Source organism: Ensifer sp. 38_S197, assembly GCF_056924495.1.
In genome coordinates, this window is the sequence record NZ_JBXOVZ010000001.1 from 625,208 (window position 1) to 645,299 (window position 20,092).

Annotated in this window: 16 protein-coding genes; 15 read left to right on the forward strand and 1 reads right to left on the reverse strand. The window is 60.6% G+C overall.

Annotated elements, in window-relative coordinates:
- Window positions 1-19 precede the first annotated feature (19 nt).
- Window positions 20-2,005, forward strand: a complete 1,986-nt coding sequence (locus tag AC1Z3V_RS02745; RefSeq protein ID WP_483497090.1) for an oxidoreductase — start codon at window positions 20-22, stop codon at window positions 2,003-2,005.
- Window position 2,006: 1 nt separating this feature from the next.
- Window positions 2,007-3,005, forward strand: coding sequence for an Ldh family oxidoreductase (locus tag AC1Z3V_RS02750; protein ID WP_483497091.1), 999 nt, complete (start codon window positions 2,007-2,009; stop codon window positions 3,003-3,005).
- Window positions 3,006-3,055: 50 nt separating this feature from the next.
- Here AC1Z3V_RS02750 and AC1Z3V_RS02755 read toward each other — a convergent pair whose 3' ends face one another.
- Window positions 3,056-3,769, reverse strand: a complete 714-nt coding sequence (locus tag AC1Z3V_RS02755; protein WP_483497092.1) for a GntR family transcriptional regulator — start codon at window positions 3,767-3,769, stop codon at window positions 3,056-3,058.
- Window positions 3,770-4,107: 338 nt separating this feature from the next.
- On the opposite strand from AC1Z3V_RS02755, the gene AC1Z3V_RS02760 reads away from it, so the two are divergent.
- The 13 genes from AC1Z3V_RS02760 (at window position 4,108) to AC1Z3V_RS02820 (ending at window position 20,089) form a co-directional block, all read left to right on the forward strand.
- Window positions 4,108-5,607, forward strand: coding sequence for an aldehyde dehydrogenase (locus tag AC1Z3V_RS02760; protein ID WP_483497093.1), 1,500 nt, complete (start codon window positions 4,108-4,110; stop codon window positions 5,605-5,607).
- Window positions 5,608-5,609: 2 nt separating this feature from the next.
- Entirely contained in the window at window positions 5,610-6,494 is an 885-nt protein-coding gene (locus tag AC1Z3V_RS02765) for a dihydrodipicolinate synthase family protein (RefSeq protein ID WP_483497094.1), read from the forward strand.
- 3 nt (window positions 6,495-6,497) lie between these two features.
- Window positions 6,498-7,844, forward strand: a complete 1,347-nt coding sequence (locus AC1Z3V_RS02770) for an NAD(P)/FAD-dependent oxidoreductase (protein WP_483497095.1) — start codon at window positions 6,498-6,500, stop codon at window positions 7,842-7,844.
- Window positions 7,845-7,957: 113 nt separating this feature from the next.
- Window positions 7,958-8,959 carry an ABC transporter substrate-binding protein gene (locus AC1Z3V_RS02775; RefSeq protein WP_483497096.1) on the forward strand — a complete coding sequence of 334 codons (1,002 nt, stop codon included), beginning with the start codon at window positions 7,958-7,960 and terminating at the stop codon, window positions 8,957-8,959.
- An 89-nt stretch (window positions 8,960-9,048) separates the two neighbouring features.
- A complete protein-coding gene (locus AC1Z3V_RS02780) occupies window positions 9,049-9,936 on the forward strand; it encodes an ABC transporter permease (protein ID WP_483497097.1) in 888 nt (295 codons plus the stop codon).
- Window positions 9,929-10,966 (forward strand): quaternary amine ABC transporter ATP-binding protein, encoded by a 1,038-nt coding sequence (locus AC1Z3V_RS02785; RefSeq protein WP_483497099.1) that lies wholly within the window; start codon window positions 9,929-9,931, stop codon window positions 10,964-10,966. The genes AC1Z3V_RS02780 and AC1Z3V_RS02785 overlap by 8 nt, the downstream gene beginning before the upstream one ends.
- 109 nt (window positions 10,967-11,075) lie before the next feature.
- Entirely contained in the window at window positions 11,076-11,987 is a 912-nt protein-coding gene (locus tag AC1Z3V_RS02790; RefSeq protein WP_483497100.1) for a dihydrodipicolinate synthase family protein, read from the forward strand.
- A 102-nt stretch (window positions 11,988-12,089) separates the two neighbouring features.
- Entirely contained in the window at window positions 12,090-13,436 is a 1,347-nt protein-coding gene (locus AC1Z3V_RS02795; RefSeq protein ID WP_483497101.1) for an NAD(P)/FAD-dependent oxidoreductase, read from the forward strand.
- A gap of 854 nt (window positions 13,437-14,290) precedes the next feature.
- Entirely contained in the window at window positions 14,291-15,850 is a 1,560-nt protein-coding gene (locus AC1Z3V_RS02800) for an ABC transporter substrate-binding protein (protein WP_483497102.1), read from the forward strand.
- Between the two features lie 332 nt (window positions 15,851-16,182).
- On the forward strand, window positions 16,183-17,382 hold the full coding sequence (locus AC1Z3V_RS02805) for an ABC transporter substrate-binding protein (RefSeq protein ID WP_483497103.1): 1,200 nt from the start codon (window positions 16,183-16,185) through the stop codon (window positions 17,380-17,382).
- A 71-nt stretch (window positions 17,383-17,453) separates the two neighbouring features.
- Window positions 17,454-18,320 (forward strand): branched-chain amino acid ABC transporter permease, encoded by an 867-nt coding sequence (locus AC1Z3V_RS02810; protein WP_483497104.1) that lies wholly within the window; start codon window positions 17,454-17,456, stop codon window positions 18,318-18,320.
- A 4-nt stretch (window positions 18,321-18,324) separates the two neighbouring features.
- Window positions 18,325-19,305 (forward strand): branched-chain amino acid ABC transporter permease, encoded by a 981-nt coding sequence (locus tag AC1Z3V_RS02815; RefSeq protein ID WP_483497105.1) that lies wholly within the window; start codon window positions 18,325-18,327, stop codon window positions 19,303-19,305.
- A 4-nt stretch (window positions 19,306-19,309) separates the two neighbouring features.
- On the forward strand, window positions 19,310-20,089 hold the full coding sequence (locus tag AC1Z3V_RS02820; protein WP_483497106.1) for an ABC transporter ATP-binding protein: 780 nt from the start codon (window positions 19,310-19,312) through the stop codon (window positions 20,087-20,089).
- Window positions 20,090-20,092: the final 3 nt, after the last annotated feature.

Sequence of the window (20,092 nt, forward strand, 5' to 3'; positions counted from 1 at the left end):
TTCCGTCCGGAGTTGCGCCATGTCCAAGAAGTTTCCCCGGCTGTTCTCCCCTCTCAAATTACGCGCCCATACCCTGAAGAACAGGATCGTCTTCGGCGCCCACACGGCGAACATGGCGGTCGAGGGCCTGCCGACCGAACGCCATGCCGCCTATTACCGTGAACGGGCGATCGGCGGGGCCGCGATGATCGTTGTCGAGCCCATGCCGGTCCACGCCGCAGCCGTTTTGACCCGCGGCAATTTCCGCCACTCCGACGATAGCGTTATCCCCCACTTCAAGAAGGTGGTCGAGGCGATCAGGGAACATGGGGCGATCGCGATCCAGCAGCTCTACCACGTCGGCGCCCATGGAGATTCCGACAACTCCTTTCATCCGCATTGGTCGCCGTCGGGCGGGCCGAGCTATCACGACAGCGACGGCTCGCATCCGATGACCGGAGTGGAAATCCTGGAGACGATCGACGGCTTCGTCGACGCGGCACGGCGCTGTCGGGATGCCGGCTTCGACGGCGTCGAGGTCTGGGCGGCCTATCTCGGCATGGTCGACCAATTCTGGACCCCCTGGTGTAATCGACGCGACGACCAATGGGGCGGCTCGCTCGAAAATCGCACGCGCATGTCGCGGGAAATCCTGACGCGGATCAGGGAAGTCTGCGGCCCGGACTTCATCGTCGGCCTTGCCGTCAGCGACGAGCCGGACGTCAAAGTTGCTCTTCAACGCGACGAACTTGCCGAGATCATCCGCCTGCACGATGAACTGGGCCTCATCGACTATGTCACCTGCGGTTCGGGCGGTTACCTTGATTTCTACAAGTTGATGCCCACGTTCCTTTACCCGGAGAAACTTGGCGCCGATCTCGCATCGGTCCTGAAAGGTGTCGTCAAGAATGCCCTGGTGATCGCCGAAAGTCACATCCGCACCCCGGAAAACGCAGAAACAGTGCTTGGCGAAGGAGTAGCCGACCTCGTTTCGATCGTGCGCGGCCAGATCGCCGATCCACATCTGGCGACGAAGGCGGGCGAGGATCGTCCGGACGACATTCGTGGCTGTATCTCGTGCAACCAGATGTGCTGGGGACGTCGATCGCGAGACTACTGGATCAGTTGTCTGATCAACCCATCCGTCGGCCGCGAGGCCGAATGGAACGGCGACCGTTTCCTGAAGACCGGTGCTTCAAAGCGCGTGCTGGTGATCGGCGGTGGTCCCGCCGGACTGGAAGCCGCTCGGGTGGCCGCGGAGCGTGGCCACAAGGTCGTGCTTGCCGAAGCATCGAGCCGTCTCGGCGGAAACTTCCTGCTGGCTGGGATGCAGCCGCGAAGGGCACAGATCCTCGATCTCATCGCCTGGTATGAGCGCCAGCTCGAGAAACTCGGCGTCGAGCTTCGCCTCAACACCTATATCGAGGCTGAGGACATCGAACCTTCCGAATTCGACCGGGTCGTCGTCGCCACCGGCTCCTACTCGCCAGAGACGGGCTTCCAGAAAGCGCTACCGACGGTCGGGACAATGCCGGGTCTGGCGAAGGGCAACGTCTTTACGGTCGAAGCCGTCATGGCACGCCAGGCAAGGCCGGGCAAACGCGTCCTGCTTCTCGACGAAGGTGGCGGCTGGCGCGGCTGCGGCACCGCCTGGAAGCTTGCCGAGGAAGGCCACCTGGTGACGATCCTGACGCCCGATCCCTTCGTCGGCAAGGAGTTGCAGAGAACCGCCGCCGACGTTCCCACGCGGCAGGCGCTAAGCAAGCTCGGCGTCAAATGGATCGTCGAAGCCAGCATCAGCGAATGGCACGGCAATGGCGCAACAATCGTCGATCACAACACGGGAGAACGCCGCTTCGTCGAAGCCGATGCGCTGGTCACGGCCACCACCAATTCGCCGGCGGACTGGCTGATGCCGGGGCTGACGGAACGAGGTATTCCGACCCACCAGATCGGCGATTGCGCGGCGCCGCGCCAGGCGCCCTATGCATTTTACGAGGGCCGGAAGGCGGGATTGGAGATCTGATATGGCGGATGAAGTGGAACTCGGCGGGGCGGAAGGGGAGGAACTTGCGCTCAGAGCATGCCTTGGCGCCGGCGCCAATCCGCAAAGTGCCCGCTCACTCGTCGACGCGACCCTTTCGGCCGCTCGCTTTGGCCCCCTCGCGGTCGGGTTTCCACATCTGGTGGACTATCTCAACAGTTTCCGTGACGGCCGTATCAATTGCGATCCGGCGCCGGTCGTCACGCGCCCCTTTCCCGCCTTTCTGGCATCCGACGCGGACCAAGGCATCGCACAACTCGGCTTTGATCTTGCCTTCCGGGACTTCGTCGACGCAGCACGCACCTTCGGGATTGCCATGTTCGGCCAGAAGAACAGCTACACCACGGGCGAACTGGGCTATTACGTCCGCCGGCTCGCGCTGGAGGGCCTGAGCGGCCTTGCGGCCACCAATGCGAATGCCATGGTCACCGCAAAGGCCGGAGGAGCGGCCGTCTACAGCACGAACCCGATCGCCTTCGGGTTCCCGCTCGGCGACAACGAACCGCCACTCATCATCGACCAATCCTCGAGCGCCACCGCTTACGTCAACATCGTCGCGGCCGCCGCCGAAGGACGGCATATCCCGGAGGGATGGGCGGTCGACGCCACCGGCTCCGATACCCAGGATCCCGAAATGGCGCTCGCCGGCGCCCTTTTACCCTTCGGCGGACGGAAGGGAGCGAATGTCGCGCTGCTGGTCGAAATGCTGTCGGCCGGTCTTTCCGGCGGATCCTGGTCGCTGGACACGCCAAGTTTTCGAACGGGCGATGCCTCTCCCGCCGTCGGGCTGACGGTGATTGCCATGATGCCCGGCCCGCCCGGGAGCGACCACGTCTTGCGCGCCCATGACCAGATCCGACGGCTTGAAAAACTCGGAGTTCACGTGCCGGGTGTCAGCGGCAGGCCGCCTCGCTCGCTGGAGCAACCCCTCCGCATGTCCCGCACTGTCTTCGACGCGATTGGTCGTTTCGCTTCCAATTGAGATTACTCGTCTGGCCGGCTAGCGTATTAATACCTACCGCCCCGGATGCGTTAAACGCCGAGAGCAATCGCCATCCCCTCCGGGGCGGCATACATCGCCATGTTCCGGCGCGACAGATCCAGGTGAGCACGAACCAGCACCTCCGCTCGGTCAGGGTCGTGGTTCGCAATTGCATCGATCATCTCGTCGTGCTGGCGGGACGCCTCGTGCAATTCCTCCAACATGCGCGCGTTGCTCGGTCTGTAAAAAATCTTGCCGATGCGCGCATGATCGATCAGCAGCCGGCGAAGGCTTGGAAGAATGAATGCATTGTTGGCAATTTCACCGACCCGAAGGTGAAATTTATCATTGTAGAAGACGCGGGCGTCGACATCATTGCTGTGGACCGCGTCGCGAAAGCTGTCCTGAATCTCGCGCAGGCCCGCGATGTCGGCCTTCGACGCGTGTTCGGCGGCCAGCCGCGTGGCCGCCACATAGATCATCGGCGCGATCAAAAAGAAATCACGAAGGGATTGGTAGCTCATTGAGGTTACGCGGGCCGGTCGGTTCGCTTCAAGTTCAATGAACCCTTCCCCCGCAAGCTGTCGCATCGCTTCGCGCACCGGGGGGCGGGACAGGCCAAACTCCTCACTCAACGCCACTTCGTCCAGGACCGATCCCGGCGCTATCTGCATGGTAAGGATGCGGTGGCGCAAGGTGCTGCTCAGGGCAGCTTTTCGATCCGGTCCGACGCTCAGGTCAGGTGAGCTTAGATTGTTCGCCATGGCAAACTCCTTTTGAACCTATCTTGTCTACAAAAAGTAGACCAGTCAACGCTTTTCGATTTGCGTCGACAACTGCGCGGGCAACACAACTCCTTTTGCCTGCTCAGCCAGAGATCTGCAAGCCGCTACATAAAAGCGAGTGCCCAGCATCGTTTTTGGGGCCTATCCGCGTCCGGGAGGCGGGCGGGAGCCCATCTTCCAACTAACTACCGCTTGTCTATTGACAGTAGATCATATGTCTATCTATTGTATTATGACTCATTGGCGAGCGTGCTCCACAGGAGCGTCGAGCCGGGCCCGAGCGGGGCGGATGGTTTTTCGGAGTGATGTGAGGAAAAATGACGGAACTTCTGACTAGAGCGCAATACGAGCAAATCGCCTCGAAACTGCTCCTCCCCTCAAAGGCCGTCATCGACGGTCGTTCTGTCGCTGCGCAATCGGGACGCACGTTCGCAACGACAAATCCCGCGACAGGAGAGAAGCTCGCGGATTTGCCTGCTTGCGGTCCTGAGGACGTCGATGCGGCAGTCGCAAGCTCGCGGCAGGCATTTGTCGACGGGCGCTGGTCGAAACAGCATCCCGCCGCCCGCAAACAGGCCCTTCTTCGCCTGGCCCAACTTATTGAGGACAATCTGGTCGAGCTCTCGGTCATGGAAAGCTTGGACAGCGGCAAGACGATCCTCGACTGCCAGACGGTTGACGTACCGGAGACGATCAACTGCCTGCGCTGGCATGCGGAAGCGATTGACAAAATCTACGATCAGGTTTCGCCTGCCTCGAACGACCATATCGCGCTTGTTGTCCGCGAACCCGTGGGTGTTGTCGGATTGGTGCTGCCGTGGAACTTTCCGCTCCTCATGCTTGCCTGGAAGATCGGGCCGGCGCTTGCGGCGGGCTGCAGCCTGGTGGTCAAACCGGCCGCGGAAACGTCCCTGACGGCCCTGCGTGTCGCCGAATTGGCCCTCATGGCAGGCATACCCGCCGGCGTCCTCAACGTCGTGACTGGCTCTGGTTCGCAGGTCGGCGAGCCGATCGGCCGGCACATGGATGTCGATGCCGTGTCCTTCACAGGATCCACGGAGACCGGTCGACGTTTCCTCAAATATTCTTCCGAGTCCAACCTCAAGGAAGTCGTCCTGGAAATGGGGGGCAAGAACCCCTCGATCGTCATGGATGACACCGACGACCTCGACGCGGTTGCCGCCCATATCGTCAACGGCGCCTATTGGAACATGGGGGAGAATTGCTCAGCCATCTCTCGGCTGATCGTCCATTCCGGCATCAAGGAAAAGCTCGTTGAAAAGATCGTCTCCGAGGTGAAGAACTGGCACGTGGGCGATCCGCTGGATCCGGCCAACCGTGTCGGCCCCCTCGTCTCCGAGGCGCACTATAGAAAAGTTGCGAGCTATCTCGGCAATGACGTGAAGGTCCTTCATGGCGGCGAGACCAGCCACGGCCGCTTCGTTCACCCGACAATCGTCGAGGTCGGAAGCAACGCCGCCCGGCATGCGAAGGAAGAGATCTTTGGACCGATCCTGACGGTCATCACCGTTGACAGCCTGAAAGAGGCGGTGGCGATCGCCAACGAGACGGACTACGGCCTGACGGCCTCCGTCTTCACCGGCAACGGCAAGCGCGCCATGCGGGCTGCCCGCGCTCTTCGGGCAGGCACGGTCACCGTCAACTCCTTCGGCGAAGGCGATATCACCACGCCGTTTGGCGGCTACAGACAGTCCGGCTTTGGCGGGCGGGACAATTCCGTTCACGCCCACGACCAATACACCCAGCTCAAGACCATCTGGCTCGATCTCAACGACGACGAAACCGCGGACCTGTAATCATGAGCAGCTTTCCGTTTCCCGGACTGAACCTCGCCATTGCAACACCGTTCGATGCTGAAGGTCGCATCGACTATGCGAGGCTCGAGCAGAATATCGAGCGCTACCTGGCGCTCGGCGTGCCCGGCTTCGTGCTGAGTTCGGGCACCGGCATGCATGTCTATCTGACAAGAGAAGAATCGAAGGATCTCGTACGGCGCGGCTCGAAGATCATCAACGGCCGGGCAAAGGTGATTGCGCAAACCTCGGCGCTGTTGACCGACGACGTGGTGGAGCGGACGAAGTTTGCAGCCGATTGCGGCGCTGACGGCGTCATGGTGCTGCCACCCTTCTTCGAAGGCCCGACGGACGATGAGGGCGTCATCGACTTCTACACGGAAGTGGCCGCCGCCGGCCTTCCGGTCATCGGTTACAACGTCCCGCACGCCGTCGGCGTGACGGTGACGCCCTCGCTCCTAAGCGCGCTTTGCGCGATCCCGAACTTCTGCGCCGTCAAGGACAGCAGCGGCGATCTCGGCAAGCAAGCGTCGCTCATCCGCACCGGTCTTCCGGTCATGAACGGGTCTGACCATCTCGTTCCCTTCGCTCTCTGGTCTGGGGCGAGCGGCCTGATCTGGGGTGGCGCCAACTTTGCGCCGCGCACGGCCCTCGCGCTGGTCGCCGCAGCGACCGCCGGGCAATGGAGCAAGGCGCGAGAGATTTGGTCCATGCTTGAACCGGCCATGTCCCTCATCTGGGAAGGCGACTACGTGCAGTCAGTCTATGCCGCGGCCGAACTCACGGGCCATGGCGCCGGCGGGCCGCGCAAGCCGCTCCGCCCGCTCTCGGCAGACCGGATCGAAACCATCCGCGCTGCCCTGGGCGGCCTGATCGAACGAGAAGCCTAAGCCGTGAGCACGCCCTCGAAAAAGGTATTCGCCGCAAAGAGGCTCCCGAAGAACACGGGGGTTTCGGGATGGGTGGCGATGCTTCCTCCCCGCCGAGCTAAAACCCGGCTTCAGGAGCACAGCAGCGCCGATGTCGTCATTATCGGCGGTGGGTTCGCGGGCCTTTCCGCAGCACGTCGAATCATGGAACTCGATCCGACACTCCATGTCGCCGTCCTTGAGGCCGGCATCATCGGCGACGCTGCGGCAGGTCGAAACTCCGGATTTATCATCGACCTGCCACATGAAGTCTCCTCGGAAGATTACGGCGGGGACTCGACCGCAAAAAGCCGCGAAGCGATCGAGATCAGCCGGACGGCCATTGCTCTTGCCCATGCCGTTGCCGAGGAACAGGGCTGGAGCCGAGAGATTTTCGATCCGTGTGGGCGCTACAGCGTCGCGATCAGCGATGCGGGGGACCAGCATCTGGTCGACTATGCCAAGGGGCTGGTGAAACTCGACGAAAAGCATCAGCTACTCAATGCCCACGAAATCGCCGAAGTGACGGGCACCAACACCTATACGTCGGCGCTGTTTACCCCTGGAACCGTCATGGTGCAGCCGGCGGCGTATATTCGCGGCGTCGCCGATAGCCTGCGCGAACCGGTCAGGGTCTATGAAGAAACCCCTGCGGTGCAGTTGGAAAACATGGGGCCCGGCTGGCTCGTCAAGACACCCCAAGGATCGATCAGCACGGCCCGGATCATCCTGGCGAACAATGGCCATGCGGAAAGCTTCGGCTTCTTCAAGAGCCAGCTCCTCCACGTCTTCACCTTTGCCTCGATGACGAGAGAATTCGACCCGAGCCTGTTGCCTGGTCAACGCAAATGGGCGGCCACACCTGCCCTTCCGATGGGCACGACTGTCCGGCGCATTCAGGGTCAAGGTGGCGATCGTATTCTCGTTCGCTCCCGCTACACCTATCACCACGACATCGAGGCGGGCGATGGGACTCTTCGGCGTGCGGGTGCCAAGCATGACCAGAAGTATCATGCCCGCTTTCCCCAACTGGCGGATATTCCGATGGAGTTTCGATGGGGTGGCGCAATGGCGCTGACATGGAACTCCGTGCCCGCCTTCGGCGAGATCGAACGCGGCCTATTTGCAGCCTGCGGGTGCAACGGCGTCGGCGCCACGAAAGCCACCGCAAACGGCATCGCGGCGGCCGACCTGATGCTCGGCGTCAAGTCACGACTGACCGAAATCTTCGCGCGCTTTGCCGCACCGAAACCGCTGCCCCGCCAACCGTTCCGGACAATCGGTGCGAAGGCGAACCTCGCGTTCAGGGAATGGCGCGCCGGCGGTGAATAGATAATCGCCGCGCAAAAAACGCGGCGGCGGAACCTTTCGATAACTGCAGTCGGTGGTCGCGGCACTCCGGCTTTGATGAAACAAACACGCCGCCAAAAGAGGGAACGGAAAAAATGAAAAAATTACTTGCATCGACCTGCTTGATGTTCGGCCTACTTGGCGGAGCGTCAGTAGCAAGTGCCGCCGAATGCGGAAGCGTGACCATCGCCAGCATGAACTGGCAGAGCGCCGAGGTGCTATCGAATCTCGACAAGTTCATCCTCAACGAGGGCTACGGCTGCAGCGCCGAGATCACCATCGGCGACACCGTGCCGACGATCACCTCCATGGCGGAGAAGGGCCAGCCCGACATCGCCCCGGAAGCATGGATCGACCTGTTGCCCGACATCGTCAAGAAGGGAACGGAAGAAGGCCGGATCATCAAGGTCGGCTCCCCCCTTCCCGATGGCGGCGTACAGGGCTGGTGGATCCCGAAGTATCTTGCCGATGCCCATCCGGACATCAAGACGATTGGCGACGTGCTGAAACATCCGGAACTCTTCCCCGATCCGGAAGACCCGAAGAAGGGCGCCATATTTAACGGCCCGCAAGGTTGGGGTGGTACGGTGGTCACCGCCCAGTATTTCAAGGCGTTTGAAGCCGAGAAGGCCGGCTTTACGCTGGTCGACACCGGTTCGGCAGCGGGTCTCGACGGCTCCATCGCCAAGGCCTACGAACGCAAGGAAGGATGGGCCGGCTACTACTGGGCACCAACTGCACTGCTTGGCAAATATGAGATGGTCAAGCTCGATGCCGGTGTACCGCTCGACGCCGCCGAATGGAAGCGCTGCATCACCGTTGCCGATTGTTCAGATCCCAAGCCGAGCGCCTGGCCCGTCGATACGATCGTGACGCTGGTGGCCAAGCCGTTCTCCGAGAAGGTTGGGCCTGAGGTCATGGACTACCTCAACAAGCGCGCCTGGAGCAATGACACCGTCAGCAAGCTGATGGCCTGGATGACGGACAATCAGGCAAGCGGCGAAGAAGGCGCCAAGCACTTCCTCGAGGAGAACGAAGCGGTCTGGTCGAAGTGGGTCTCGCCGGAAGCGGCCGAAAAGATCAAATCGGCCCTCTAAGCCGCTGTTGGGTGCGGTGAGCTCAGGCGCGCCGCACCCTTTGTCAAAATCGAAATCTTGCGCCGGCTTCTTCAAAAAGGAGGAACCGAATGGAATGGCTTTATGAATTCCCACACATGAATGACGACGCGCTTCGCACGCTGAAAAAAGCGATAGACGAAGGCTTCCGGTCGTTCACGCGCGCCTATGGCGACACCATCGAGGGCTTCTTCTCCCCCTTGCAGCACTTTCTGATCGCTTCCGAGCGCTTCATGACGCAAACGCCCTGGCCGATCATCCTCATCATCATCCTAGCGATCGCCTGGGGCGCCAGCAGAAGTTTCAAAGTCGTGCTCGGCTGTCTGGTGACCCTCTTGGCGATCGGCTATTTCGACATGTGGGACGATACGATGCGGACGGTCTCGATGATCTTCGTCTGCACGCTGCTGTCGATCGCCATCGGCATCCCGATCGGGATTCTGATGTCCCGTTCCGATCGCCTTCAGCGCGTCGTCAATCCCGTGCTTGACGTGATGCAGACCATGCCGAGCTTCGTCTACCTGATCCCAGTCGTGATGCTGCTCGGCATCGGCAAGGTTCCCGGCCTGATCGCCGTCGTCATCTACGCCATCCCGCCGATGATCCGGCTTACCAATCTCGGCATTCGCCTCGTCGACAAGGATGTGCTGGAGGCGGCCGACGCCTTCGGTTCATCGAGCTGGCAGAAGCTCAAGAACGTGCAGTTGCCGCTGGCGCTGCCCACCATCATGGCTGGCATCAACCAGACGATCATGATGGCGCTCGCCATGGTCGTCATCGCCTCGATGATCGGTGTTCAGGGCCTTGGCCAGCCGGTGCTGAAAGCGATTGCCAACCAGTACTTCACGCTCGGCATCTTCAACGGTCTCGCCATCGTCGGCATCGCCATCATCTTCGACCGTGTCAGCCAGGCCTATGGCGAACGGCTGCAGAAACACCGGGAGATCGTCCATGGCTGATCATGCTTTTGGCGGCATCAAGATCCGCCACCTCTACAAGATCTTCGGACCGAACGCGAAAGCGCATGTCGACGCCGTGCAAAAGGGCCTGACGAAGACAGAGCTCAACGAGCGGCACGGGCATGTTCTCGGCTTGCGGGACATCAACATTGAAATCCCCTCCGGCTACATTCAGGTGATCATGGGCTTGTCTGGTTCGGGCAAGTCCACGCTCATCCGCCACATCAACCGCCTGATCGATCCGACAGCCGGCGAAGTGCTCGTCGATGGTGTCGACGTCGTCAAGATGGGCCAACCAGAGCTGCGCGAATTCCGCAGGCACCAGACGGCAATGGTGTTCCAGAAATTCGCGCTGCTCCCGCATCGCAATGTTCTCGACAATACGCTTTATGGCCTTGAGGTGCAGGGCGTCGAGCGCGAAAAGGGCGTTGACATCGCCATGCGCTGGATCGAACGCGTCGGACTGAAGGGCTTTGAGAACAAATACCCCAATCAGCTCTCGGGTGGCATGCAGCAGCGCGTCGGCCTTGCCCGCGCGCTCGCCAACGATGCACCGGTGCTCTTGATGGACGAGGCCTATTCGGCACTCGACCCGCTGATCCGCATGGACATGCAGACGGTGCTTCTCGACCTGCAGAAGGAGATCAAGAAGACGATCGTCTTCATCACGCATGATCTCGACGAGGCGCTGCGATTGGGAGACCAGATCGCCGTCCTGCGCGACGGGGAAATCATCCAGCAAGGATCAAGCCAGGATATCGTGCTGAGGCCGGCCGACGACTACATCGCCAATTTCGTCAAGGAGGTGAACCGTGGTCGAGTCGTTCATGTGGAAGCCGTCATGACGCCGGTCTCTGCGGATCACACCGTCAATGGCGCAACGCTGCGCACGGGAAGCACGATCGAGGCCGCCCTCAAGATCCTGGCGCACAAGGATGCGAAGGATCTGGTGGTGGTCGACGCCGTCGGCATGCCCGTCGGCGTTGTTGATCTGAAGCGGCTGGCCGCAGCGGTTGTAACGCCGCACTGAGCGGCGGCAGACCTGCACCCATCCGAACGAAACTTTGAAAGCCGGGACAGGCGTCGCCGCGGCGGAGACCACTCGCCCCTATTCCGACCCTATCGATGGAGAAGAGATCATGAAGTTCGAAGGCATTTACACCCCCGCCATCACGCCGATCGGGCAAGACGGGCAAATCGACCGCAAGGGTTTTGCAGCCGTGCTCGAGTCCCTTATCGAAGCTGGCGTTCACGGCATCATCATTGGTGGATCCACTGGCGAATACTATGCCCAGAGTGCCCAGGAACGTTTCGACCTCGCCGTCCTCGCCAAGAATGTGATCGGCTCACGGCTGCCGCTGATCGTCGGCACGGGTGCCACCAGAACGGAGGACTCCGTGGCATTCGCCAAGGCGGCCAAGGAGATCGGCGCTGACGCCATTCTCGTTTCATCGCCGCCTTATGCCTTGCCGACGGAGGAGGAGAACGCGATCCACGCCTTGACGGTGGACCGGGCAGCCGGCCTGCCGATCATGCTCTACAACTATCCGGCGCGTATGGGGGTGATGATGGGAGACGCGTATTTCTCCCGCGTCAGCGAATCCAGAAACATCGTGGTGATCAAGGAAAGTTCCGGCGACATGGCCAGTCTTCACCTGCTGGCCCGGAAATATCCTCACATCGCGCTATCCTGTGGCTGGGACGATCAGGCACTCGAGTTCTTCGCCTGGGGCGCAAGGAGCTGGGTCTGCGCCGGCTCCAACTTCCTGCCCAAGGAACATATCGCCCTCTATGAGGCCTGCGTCGTCGAGAAGGACTTCGACAAGGGGCGCGCGATCATGACGGCAATGCTGCCGCTCATGGACTTCCTCGAATGCGGCAAGTTCGTCCAGTCGATCAAGCACGGATGTGAGCTGGCTGGACTGCCGGCGGGACCGGTCCGGGCGCCGCTCGCCCCCCTCAGTGGACAAGAGAAGGAAACGCTCAAGACAATCGTCGCCACCTTGAAGCACCGCGTCACTCAGATCACCGCGGGAACCGGCCATGCATGAGCGAACGATCGCAGCCAAAAACATGGCGATCGCCGAGCGCGTTCAATCGCCCGCCATGGGGTCCGGCAGGTGGTCCCTTCTATCGATGAACGAGCCGATCCGATGATCACGCGGCTCGTCAAACGCCTGCCTGTCGAGAACGGCATCTCGGGCTGGGAGGCGATCAGCCAACGTTCGTTCCCCGTCCGCCCTCTCGACGGCAACGTAAACGCCGATTGGCTGGTCATCGGCGCCGGTTTTGCCGGCCTTTCGGCAGCACGCCGCCTGCTGCAACTGCGACCCGACGACAAGATCGTCATTCTTGAAGCGAGTGAAGTCGGCAAGGGAACGTCGGGCCGAAACTCAGGCTACATGATCGATGTGCCCCACAATCTGTCATCGAGCGAATATTCGAGCGGAAGCGCGGATACCACGCGCCGCGAAATGGCGCAGAACCGTAACGCCATCGAGTTCGCCAAACGCGCGGCGGAAGCCTACGGGATGTCGCGCGAGACCTTTGATCCCGCAGGCAAGATCAACGCGGCTGCGACAGCCCGCGGCATGAGGCTCAATAGGAGCTTTGGCCAGTCCCTTGCAGCGGCGGGCGAGAAGCACACCTTCCTCGACGCTGCAGAGATGCGGGAGATCACGGGATCGCACTATTACCTCGGCGGTCTCTATACGCCCGGGGCAGTCCTGATCCAACCGGCGGACTATGTGCGCCAATTCGCTGCTGGGCTTTCCCACCATGTCGATCTCTTCGAACGCACTCCCGTAACCTCGCTCAAACGCGACGATGGAATCTGGACGGCGACGGCGGCCCGCGGATCGGTCAGTGCTCCCAAGGTCATCCTGGGTGTCAACGGTCATGTGGAAGACTTCGGGCATTTCGGCAGGCGGCTGATTCACATCTTCGCTTACGCCTCCATGACGGCGCCGTTTGCGGCCGACGACAGCGGACATAAGGCGTCCGGCCGGGATCGCTGGGCTTTGCTTCCGGCCGACGCAATGGGAGCCACCGTGCGCAAGATCACGTCCGGTGGTCAGTCGCGCATCGTCATCCGCACCAAGTACACCTATGACACGACGGTCGCGCTTTCAGAAAGTCGCATCTCGAAAATGGCGCATGCGCATCGACGTTCGATGGATGCGAGATTCCCTGACCTCACGGGCATACCGTTCGAGCACAGTTGGGCAGGTCGCCTTTGCCTCAGTCTCAACCACGTGCCGGCATTTGGCGAGATCGAGGATGGGCTGTTTTCCGCGTGCTGCGAAAACGGACTTGGTACCGTCAAGAGCACCCTTGCCGGCATGATGGCCGCCGACCTGGCGACGAGGACGGTCTCACGGGAACTCGAAGAATACATGGATCACCGTGGCCCAACCCGGCTCCCACCTGAACCCTTTGCCTGGCTCGGGATAAACTCGGTGATCCGATTACAGGAATTGCGCGCGGGACGCGAGGGATGAACCACGGGCTGTAAAACCCGGTGAAGAGCGATTGCAGGGTGACTTCCGATACCCTCTCGACCGCGACACCCGCCCGAGCACGACACCCAAGATGCGGGCAGTGAGGTAGGCTTGCAATGACCACGAATATGAAATCCAACGCAACGGCGACGGATCGCCTCAAGATCGGCTTCGTGCTCGCCCGGGACGCCCCGGACCGGGCTTGAGGAGATCGATACCGGAGCGCACCTCTGGCAGGGCGAGATCCAGTCACTTCGATTGTCAACAAACTCATTGCAAATAGTACTCATAATTGTCGACAAGAACGTTGACAAATATCCTCGCTGTGCAATGGTACCGATCGGCAGGCACGAGCTGGGAGGAGCAGTGTTGATGCAAGTCTTTGAAAGACCCTATCGCCGGGGCTTTTGGCGATGGACTTTTACGCCAATACACTCCGCTGGGCTGGCCAGCGCGACACCTTCTCACATCCCACGCGTGCACACCCGACCTTGGACTGAGTTCGGGGCGATATTCGCGCGGCCTGCCGACTGACAGCAACCGGATTTGGCGTTCCGAACAGCGCTACGTGTCAAGCTGCGTCTGACGCCCTCACTCCCGCACGAACCAAAGAGATCGACCGCCAAAAACGTCCGACGGTCGAACGGTAGCGCACAAGCAGGCCACGGGTGAATCGGCCACGATCCCGCTGCACCGGCAACCGACGAACAACAAGACTGAGCAGCTCAAGCGTGCGCCGACAACGGCGCGCCAACGGCTGATCCGTAGATGACGGCCTGCGAGCCGTCCTTGCCTCTAAAAACGAAGACCCCGACCAAACGGGACAGGCGACCTCAACCAAGGAGAACTGCAGAATGCTCAAGAAATTGGCCCTAGCAGCCGTCGTGTCGGCTTTGCTTTCCGCGGCTGTCCATGCGGAAACGCTCAAATGGAGCGCCTCGCGCGACATCTATTCGCTCGATCCTTACTCCTATGGCGACAGCTACACGCTCTCCTTCCTCAACCACGTCTATGAGGGGCTTGTCCGCTATGACGCCAATTTGAAGATCGAGCCGGCGCTGGCGACGTCCTGGGAGACCGTATCGGATACGGTCTGGCGGTTCCATCTGCGCGACGGCGTCAAGTTCCACGATGGCGCCGACTTCACTGCGGATGACGTGATCGCCTCTCTCACTCGCGTCAGCGATCCGGCGTCTCCGCTCCGCGGCAACCTTCCGGCCTACAAGTCGGCGAAGAAGGTCGACGACCACACCGTCGATATCGAACTGACTGGCCCCTATCCGCTGCTCCTGAACGACCTGACGAACATCCACATTTTCGACGCGACCTGGCTTACCGATAACAACTCGCTGAAGCCGACGGATGTCGGCAAAAAGATCGAAGGCTACGCCACCTACCACACCAACGGCACCGGTCCTTTCAAGCTCGAGAGCCGCACGCCTGACAGCAAGACCGTTCTCGTCAAGAACGACGAATGGTGGGACAAGTCGCAGTCCAATATCGATCGCATCGAGTTCACGCCGATCGTTTCGGCGGCAACGCGTGTAGCCGCACTGTTGTCGGGCGAGATCAACTTCACCGAGAATGCGCCTGCGCAGGATATTCCGCGTCTTGTCGCGCAACCAAACCTGAAGGTCATGGAGCGCACCGACCTGCGCACCATCATGATGGGCTTCAATCGCAAGCCGAAACTGGCCGACGGCGTTGACAACAAGTTCAATGATCTGCTTGTCCGTCAGGCTGTCGCCCATGCGCTGGACAAGGACCTCATCCAGAAGCGGGTCATGCGCGGCAAGTCGAGGACGGCGGGCGCGATCATCGCGCCGGAGATTCCGGGGTATGTCGAAGCCCTGGACACGGTGGTGCCGTTCGATCCCGAACTGTCGAAGAAGCTGCTCGCCGAAGCCGGCGCAAGCGATCTCCCCTTCACGCTCGTCTGCACGAACGAGGCTTATGTCAATGAGGAGGAGCTTTGTCAGAGTATCGTCAACATGCTGAGCCGAGCCGGTTTCAAGCCGCAGCTCGACATCGGCCCGACGGCCGCACAGGCGCCCAAGCGCACGGGCGGTCTGTCTGACGTCTACATCATCGGCTGGGCGAACGAGCCGATGCTCGACAGCTACTCGATCCTGCTCCAGATGATCGAAACGAGAAGCGACAAGGCGGGCGTCTTCAACTGGGGTGGCTGGAGCTATCCGGAGATCGACAAGCTAATCATCCAGGCATCGACCGAAATGGATCGCACGAAGCGGCTCGAACTGCAGACCAAGGCACTCCAGATGGTCAAGGACGAAATGATCATGTTGCCGCTGCACCAGCAGCCAATGGCCTGGGTGATGAGCAGTAAGATCGATCGGGTCGCTCAACTGGCGGACAACAAGCCGCGCCACTGGCTGACTTATTTCGCGGAGTAGCGCGCATCTGAGCTGGAACGGCAATCGTTCCAGCTCCTGCTCACCTTGCAAGGCCTCGGCGTGCGCCGTGGAGTCGTTCATGCTTGTGATCTCGTTCACGCCCGTGACGATCACCTCGCTTTTCTTGACAGCCACCCGCCGAACGGACGCCCCGCGGGCCCACGGAATTTCAGTCCACACAGGGATATGCCCGCCGAAAGGCATCCGCGCACGCCATTTACGCAAACAACGTATACAATACTTCCTTACTATGTTGACAATATGATACATTAGCGCTTCCTTATTCTGATCCGCCGCGCCATTCGTGCCGGATGCCAAAAATGGGGAGTGAGATGATCAACAGACGCTCGACATTGAAATCGTTGGCGCTCGGCGCCGTTTCGATCCTGGCAATTGCAGTCGCAAGCACCCTTCCCGCACAAGCGGAAAACAAGGAACTCAAGATTGGCTTCGTCGGCGTGACCAGCGGTCCCGCCGCGGCATGGGGCACATCCAACGTTCGCTCGATGCAGACACGCGCAGATTGGCTCAACGAGACGGGCGGCGTGAAGATCGGCGAGGACACCTACAAAATCACCATCGTGACCTTTGACGACCAGAAGGATCCCAAGCGGGCCATCGCCGGCATGGAGAAGATGGCCCAGGAAGGCATCCATTATGTCGTCGGTCCGAACGTCGATGACGGCGCGGCAGCCGTTCGGCCTGTGGCGGAATCCAAGGGGATTATCTATTTCCCCTACGCCTTCCCGAAATCGCTTTATGTCGCACCGGCCTCGAATGCGATCCTCGGCATGGTCGCCAATTATCAGTCCGGGCCGGCGATCTATAAATATTTGAAGGAAAACAAGGGCGTGAAGAAGGTGGCCTTCATCGCCGCCAACGAATCCGACCCGATCAGCCAGCGCGACAGCGGGGTTGCTGCCGCTAAAGAACTGGGGCTGGAAGTTGTCGCCGAGACCGACACCTACCAGAACGACACACGCGACTTCACACCGGTGTTGACGCCTATCGTCCAGTTGAAGCCGGATCTGCTCGTCCTGTCCGGTGTGGCCCCCGCCAACGCGCCGCTTTTGATCCGCGCTGCACGCGAACTCGGTTATGAGGGCCTGATCTCGGCGGAAACGGCGCAGGACGCGACCGTGCTGCAGGAAGGTGCCGGCGAACTCGCCAACGGCTTTATCTCGGTCGGCGGCGCTTCGACGCCGGAGATCCGTACGCCCCTGATGGAGGAGTTCATCGAACGCTACACCAAGAAGTTTGGCGAATACAACGATGAGTCCAACACCAAGGTCTACGCGCTTGAATACATCATTGAAACGCTCAAGGCGAACCCCAAGGCGATCGACAACGTGGAGGAGTTCAAGAAGACCATCGACAGCTTCTCCGCACCCAATCCCTACGCCAAGAACAGCACGCTGAAATATGTCGGCAGCACCTCCTTCGGCCAGAAGCGCCAGGTTTCGGTACCGATGGTGGTGACCGAGTTCGAAAACGGCACCTTCAAGACTTTGTTTGTCGGCGAAGTGGACTGACGTGACCTTGATTTAAAGTCAATCGAGGTTCGGGACCGGTCCCGAACCTCCCGTCGACCGGATTTGCAGCCATGGAACAAGTCATTGCCAACGGTCTCTATCTGGGCGCGCAGTATGCGCTGATCGCGCTCGGTTTGACGCTGATCTTCGCGCTCATGAACGTTCTCAACTTCGCGCACGGACAAATGTACGTGCTGGGCGGCTTCGTGACATACTCGGTTTACGGCCAGCTCAAGCTGCCTTTCGTGGTTGCGCTGGTCTGTTCGGGGGTGACGCTCGCGGTCGTCGGCGCGCTGATGGAGAAGTTTCTTTTCCGGCCAGTGATCCAACGCAGCAAGCGCGAGGAAAGCACGATGCTGCTTGCCGCTGCCACCGCATTCTTCCTTGAAGCGATCATCCTGCTTCTGTTCGGCGAGAAGCAGCGTGGCGTGCCAAAGATCATCAGCGGCGTTTTCATCTCCGACCGGGTGATCTTGCCTTACGATCGCATCCTCGTCGGCGTGATCGCGATACTGATGATCGCCGCCTTCATGCTCTACATGCAATACAGCAAACCGGGCCGAGCCATGCGGGCGCTGGCGCAAGACCGCATTGCCGCGCAGTTGATGGGGGTCAAGGTCGAGCGCTATTCCATGATCGGCTTCGCGCTCGGAGCGATGCTTGCCGGGGTCGTTGGCGGCTTGCTGGTGACGATCACCGGCGTCAATTCCGGTATCGGCGGACCGATCTCGATCAAGGCTTTTCTGATGGTGATGATCGGCGGCGCCGGCGTGGTTGCCGGCGCCATTGCCGGCGGCTTCATTCTCGGCATGATGGAATCGGTCGGCCTTACCGTGCTGCGCGAATACGGCGACGTGACTTACCTCGCCATTTTCGCGCTGCTGATGATCTTCCTGAGCATCCGCCCGAACGGGCTGATGGGCAAACCGTGGGGCTGATGCGATGAAACCATCCGCAACGCCCAAAATCGTCTCGGCCGTACTCTTCCTCATCGTTCTTGTCGTCGGGGTGCCGTTGCTCATCAACGCGACCGGGCGGACCGATCTCTATTACACGCTGACCTCGGTGGCACTGCTCAGCATCATCAGCGCGGGCGTGTGGATCACTTTCTATATCGGCCGCATCAATATCGGCCAGGGCGCCTACGCGCTGATGGGCGGTTATGTCTCCGCCATCCTGGTGATGAACTATGGTGTGTCCTTCTGGCTGACCCTGCCTCTGGCGGGCCTCTTCTGTGCAGCGGCGAGCGTTCTCATCGGGCTACCCATACTGCGCCTGCGCGGCGTCTATTTCGCCATGGTATCCTTGGTGCTGACGGAAGTCGCGCGTCTGCTTGCCCTTGCCATACCGATCACCAACGGCGCCAAAGGCATCGTCAGCATCCCCCTGCCAAGCGGCATTAGCTTTTTCGGCATCACTCTCATTCCGGATTTCTCGAGCCTCGCCAATCCCCGGCTCGCCTTCTACATCGTCGCCGTATTGCTGATGGCGCTGTGTTTCCTCGGTCTCTATCGGCTTGCCCATTCGCGCATCGGCCAGCTCTGCCAATCACTGCAGCAGAACGAGGAGCTCGCCTCTTCGATCGGCGTCAACATCGCCTATCTGCGCGTCGTCGCCTATGCGCTCTCATCCTTCCTCGGCGGTCTGGGTGGGGCGATGTTCGCGTCGATCTCCCAGTCAATCTATCCGTCGAGCTTCACGGTCGCCGACTCGGTGAATTTCATGCTCAATTGTTTCCTTGGCGGGCTCGGCTATGTGCTAGGGCCGATGCTTGGAACCTTTGTTCTCTATTTCGGCTGGGACGTGCTGTTCCAGACGGGCGAATACCAGCTCCTGATCTTTTCGACCGTGCTGATCCTGCTGATGCTGGTCCTGCCCAACGGTCTGCTGAGCCTCGCCTTGCCTGGCAAGAGGAGCCTCTAGCGCCATGGCCGACATTCTCGAAATCATCGGCCTTACCAAACGTTTCGGCGGGCTCGTCGCGGTCAACGATGTCTCCTTTTCGGTGCGCGAGCGCGAGATCCTTTCGGTCATCGGGCCAAACGGCGCTGGCAAGTCGACGCTGTTCAAGCTGGTCGCCTCGTTCCTCAGGCCGACCGAAGGCGAAGTAAGGTTTAAGGGGAAGAAAATCTCCGGCCTGTCGCCACACGTCGTCGCACGCAAGGGCGTCGTGCGGACCTTTCAGGAGACCACGATCTTCAAGAACATGACCGTGCGCGACAATGTTGTGACGGCGCATCACTTGCGCTCGAGCGCCACCCTCGCCGGCTTCTATTTCGGCAGTGCCTCGGCCCGCAGCGATCTGGACGCGTTCGGAAGATCCGCCGACGAAATCCTCGACTTTCTCGGGTTGGGAACGATGCAGGGCGAGATCGCCAGCAACCTGCCCCACGGGCATTTGCGGGCGCTCGGCATCGCCATCGCCCTTGCCACCGATCCGTCTGTGATCCTGCTCGACGAGCCCTTCGCGGGCATGAATCACGACGAGACCAGGCGTGCGGTCGAGATCGTCAGAAAGCTGCGTGAGCGCGGCCTTACTGTGCTCCTGGTCGAACACGACATGCCGGCCGTCATGAACATTTCCGACCGCATCGTCGTGCTCAACTTCGGCCTGAAGATCGCCGAGGGTACGCCGGCGGAAATCAAGCAGAACCCGAAGGTCATCGAAGCCTATCTCGGTGTCGAAGACGAATCGATCGGATTGTAGGCC

Bases quoted from the DNA above. Each gene is read 5' to 3' on its own strand.
- AC1Z3V_RS02745 (WP_483497090.1), top strand. From the start codon at position 20: ATGTCCAAGAAGTTTCCCCGGCTGTTCTCCCCTCTCAAATTACGCGCC.
- AC1Z3V_RS02750 (WP_483497091.1), top strand. From the start codon at position 2,007: ATGGCGGATGAAGTGGAACTCGGCGGGGCGGAAGGGGAGGAACTTGCG.
- AC1Z3V_RS02755 (WP_483497092.1), bottom strand. From the start codon at position 3,769: ATGGCGAACAATCTAAGCTCACCTGACCTGAGCGTCGGACCGGATCGA.
- AC1Z3V_RS02760 (WP_483497093.1), top strand. From the start codon at position 4,108: ATGACGGAACTTCTGACTAGAGCGCAATACGAGCAAATCGCCTCGAAA.
- AC1Z3V_RS02765 (WP_483497094.1), top strand. From the start codon at position 5,610: ATGAGCAGCTTTCCGTTTCCCGGACTGAACCTCGCCATTGCAACACCG.
- AC1Z3V_RS02775 (WP_483497096.1), top strand. From the start codon at position 7,958: ATGAAAAAATTACTTGCATCGACCTGCTTGATGTTCGGCCTACTTGGC.
- AC1Z3V_RS02780 (WP_483497097.1), top strand. From the start codon at position 9,049: ATGGAATGGCTTTATGAATTCCCACACATGAATGACGACGCGCTTCGC.
- AC1Z3V_RS02785 (WP_483497099.1), top strand. From the start codon at position 9,929: ATGGCTGATCATGCTTTTGGCGGCATCAAGATCCGCCACCTCTACAAG.
- AC1Z3V_RS02790 (WP_483497100.1), top strand. From the start codon at position 11,076: ATGAAGTTCGAAGGCATTTACACCCCCGCCATCACGCCGATCGGGCAA.
- AC1Z3V_RS02795 (WP_483497101.1), top strand. From the start codon at position 12,090: ATGATCACGCGGCTCGTCAAACGCCTGCCTGTCGAGAACGGCATCTCG.
- AC1Z3V_RS02800 (WP_483497102.1), top strand. From the start codon at position 14,291: ATGCTCAAGAAATTGGCCCTAGCAGCCGTCGTGTCGGCTTTGCTTTCC.
- AC1Z3V_RS02805 (WP_483497103.1), top strand. From the start codon at position 16,183: ATGATCAACAGACGCTCGACATTGAAATCGTTGGCGCTCGGCGCCGTT.
- AC1Z3V_RS02810 (WP_483497104.1), top strand. From the start codon at position 17,454: ATGGAACAAGTCATTGCCAACGGTCTCTATCTGGGCGCGCAGTATGCG.
- AC1Z3V_RS02815 (WP_483497105.1), top strand. From the start codon at position 18,325: ATGAAACCATCCGCAACGCCCAAAATCGTCTCGGCCGTACTCTTCCTC.
- AC1Z3V_RS02820 (WP_483497106.1), top strand. From the start codon at position 19,310: ATGGCCGACATTCTCGAAATCATCGGCCTTACCAAACGTTTCGGCGGG.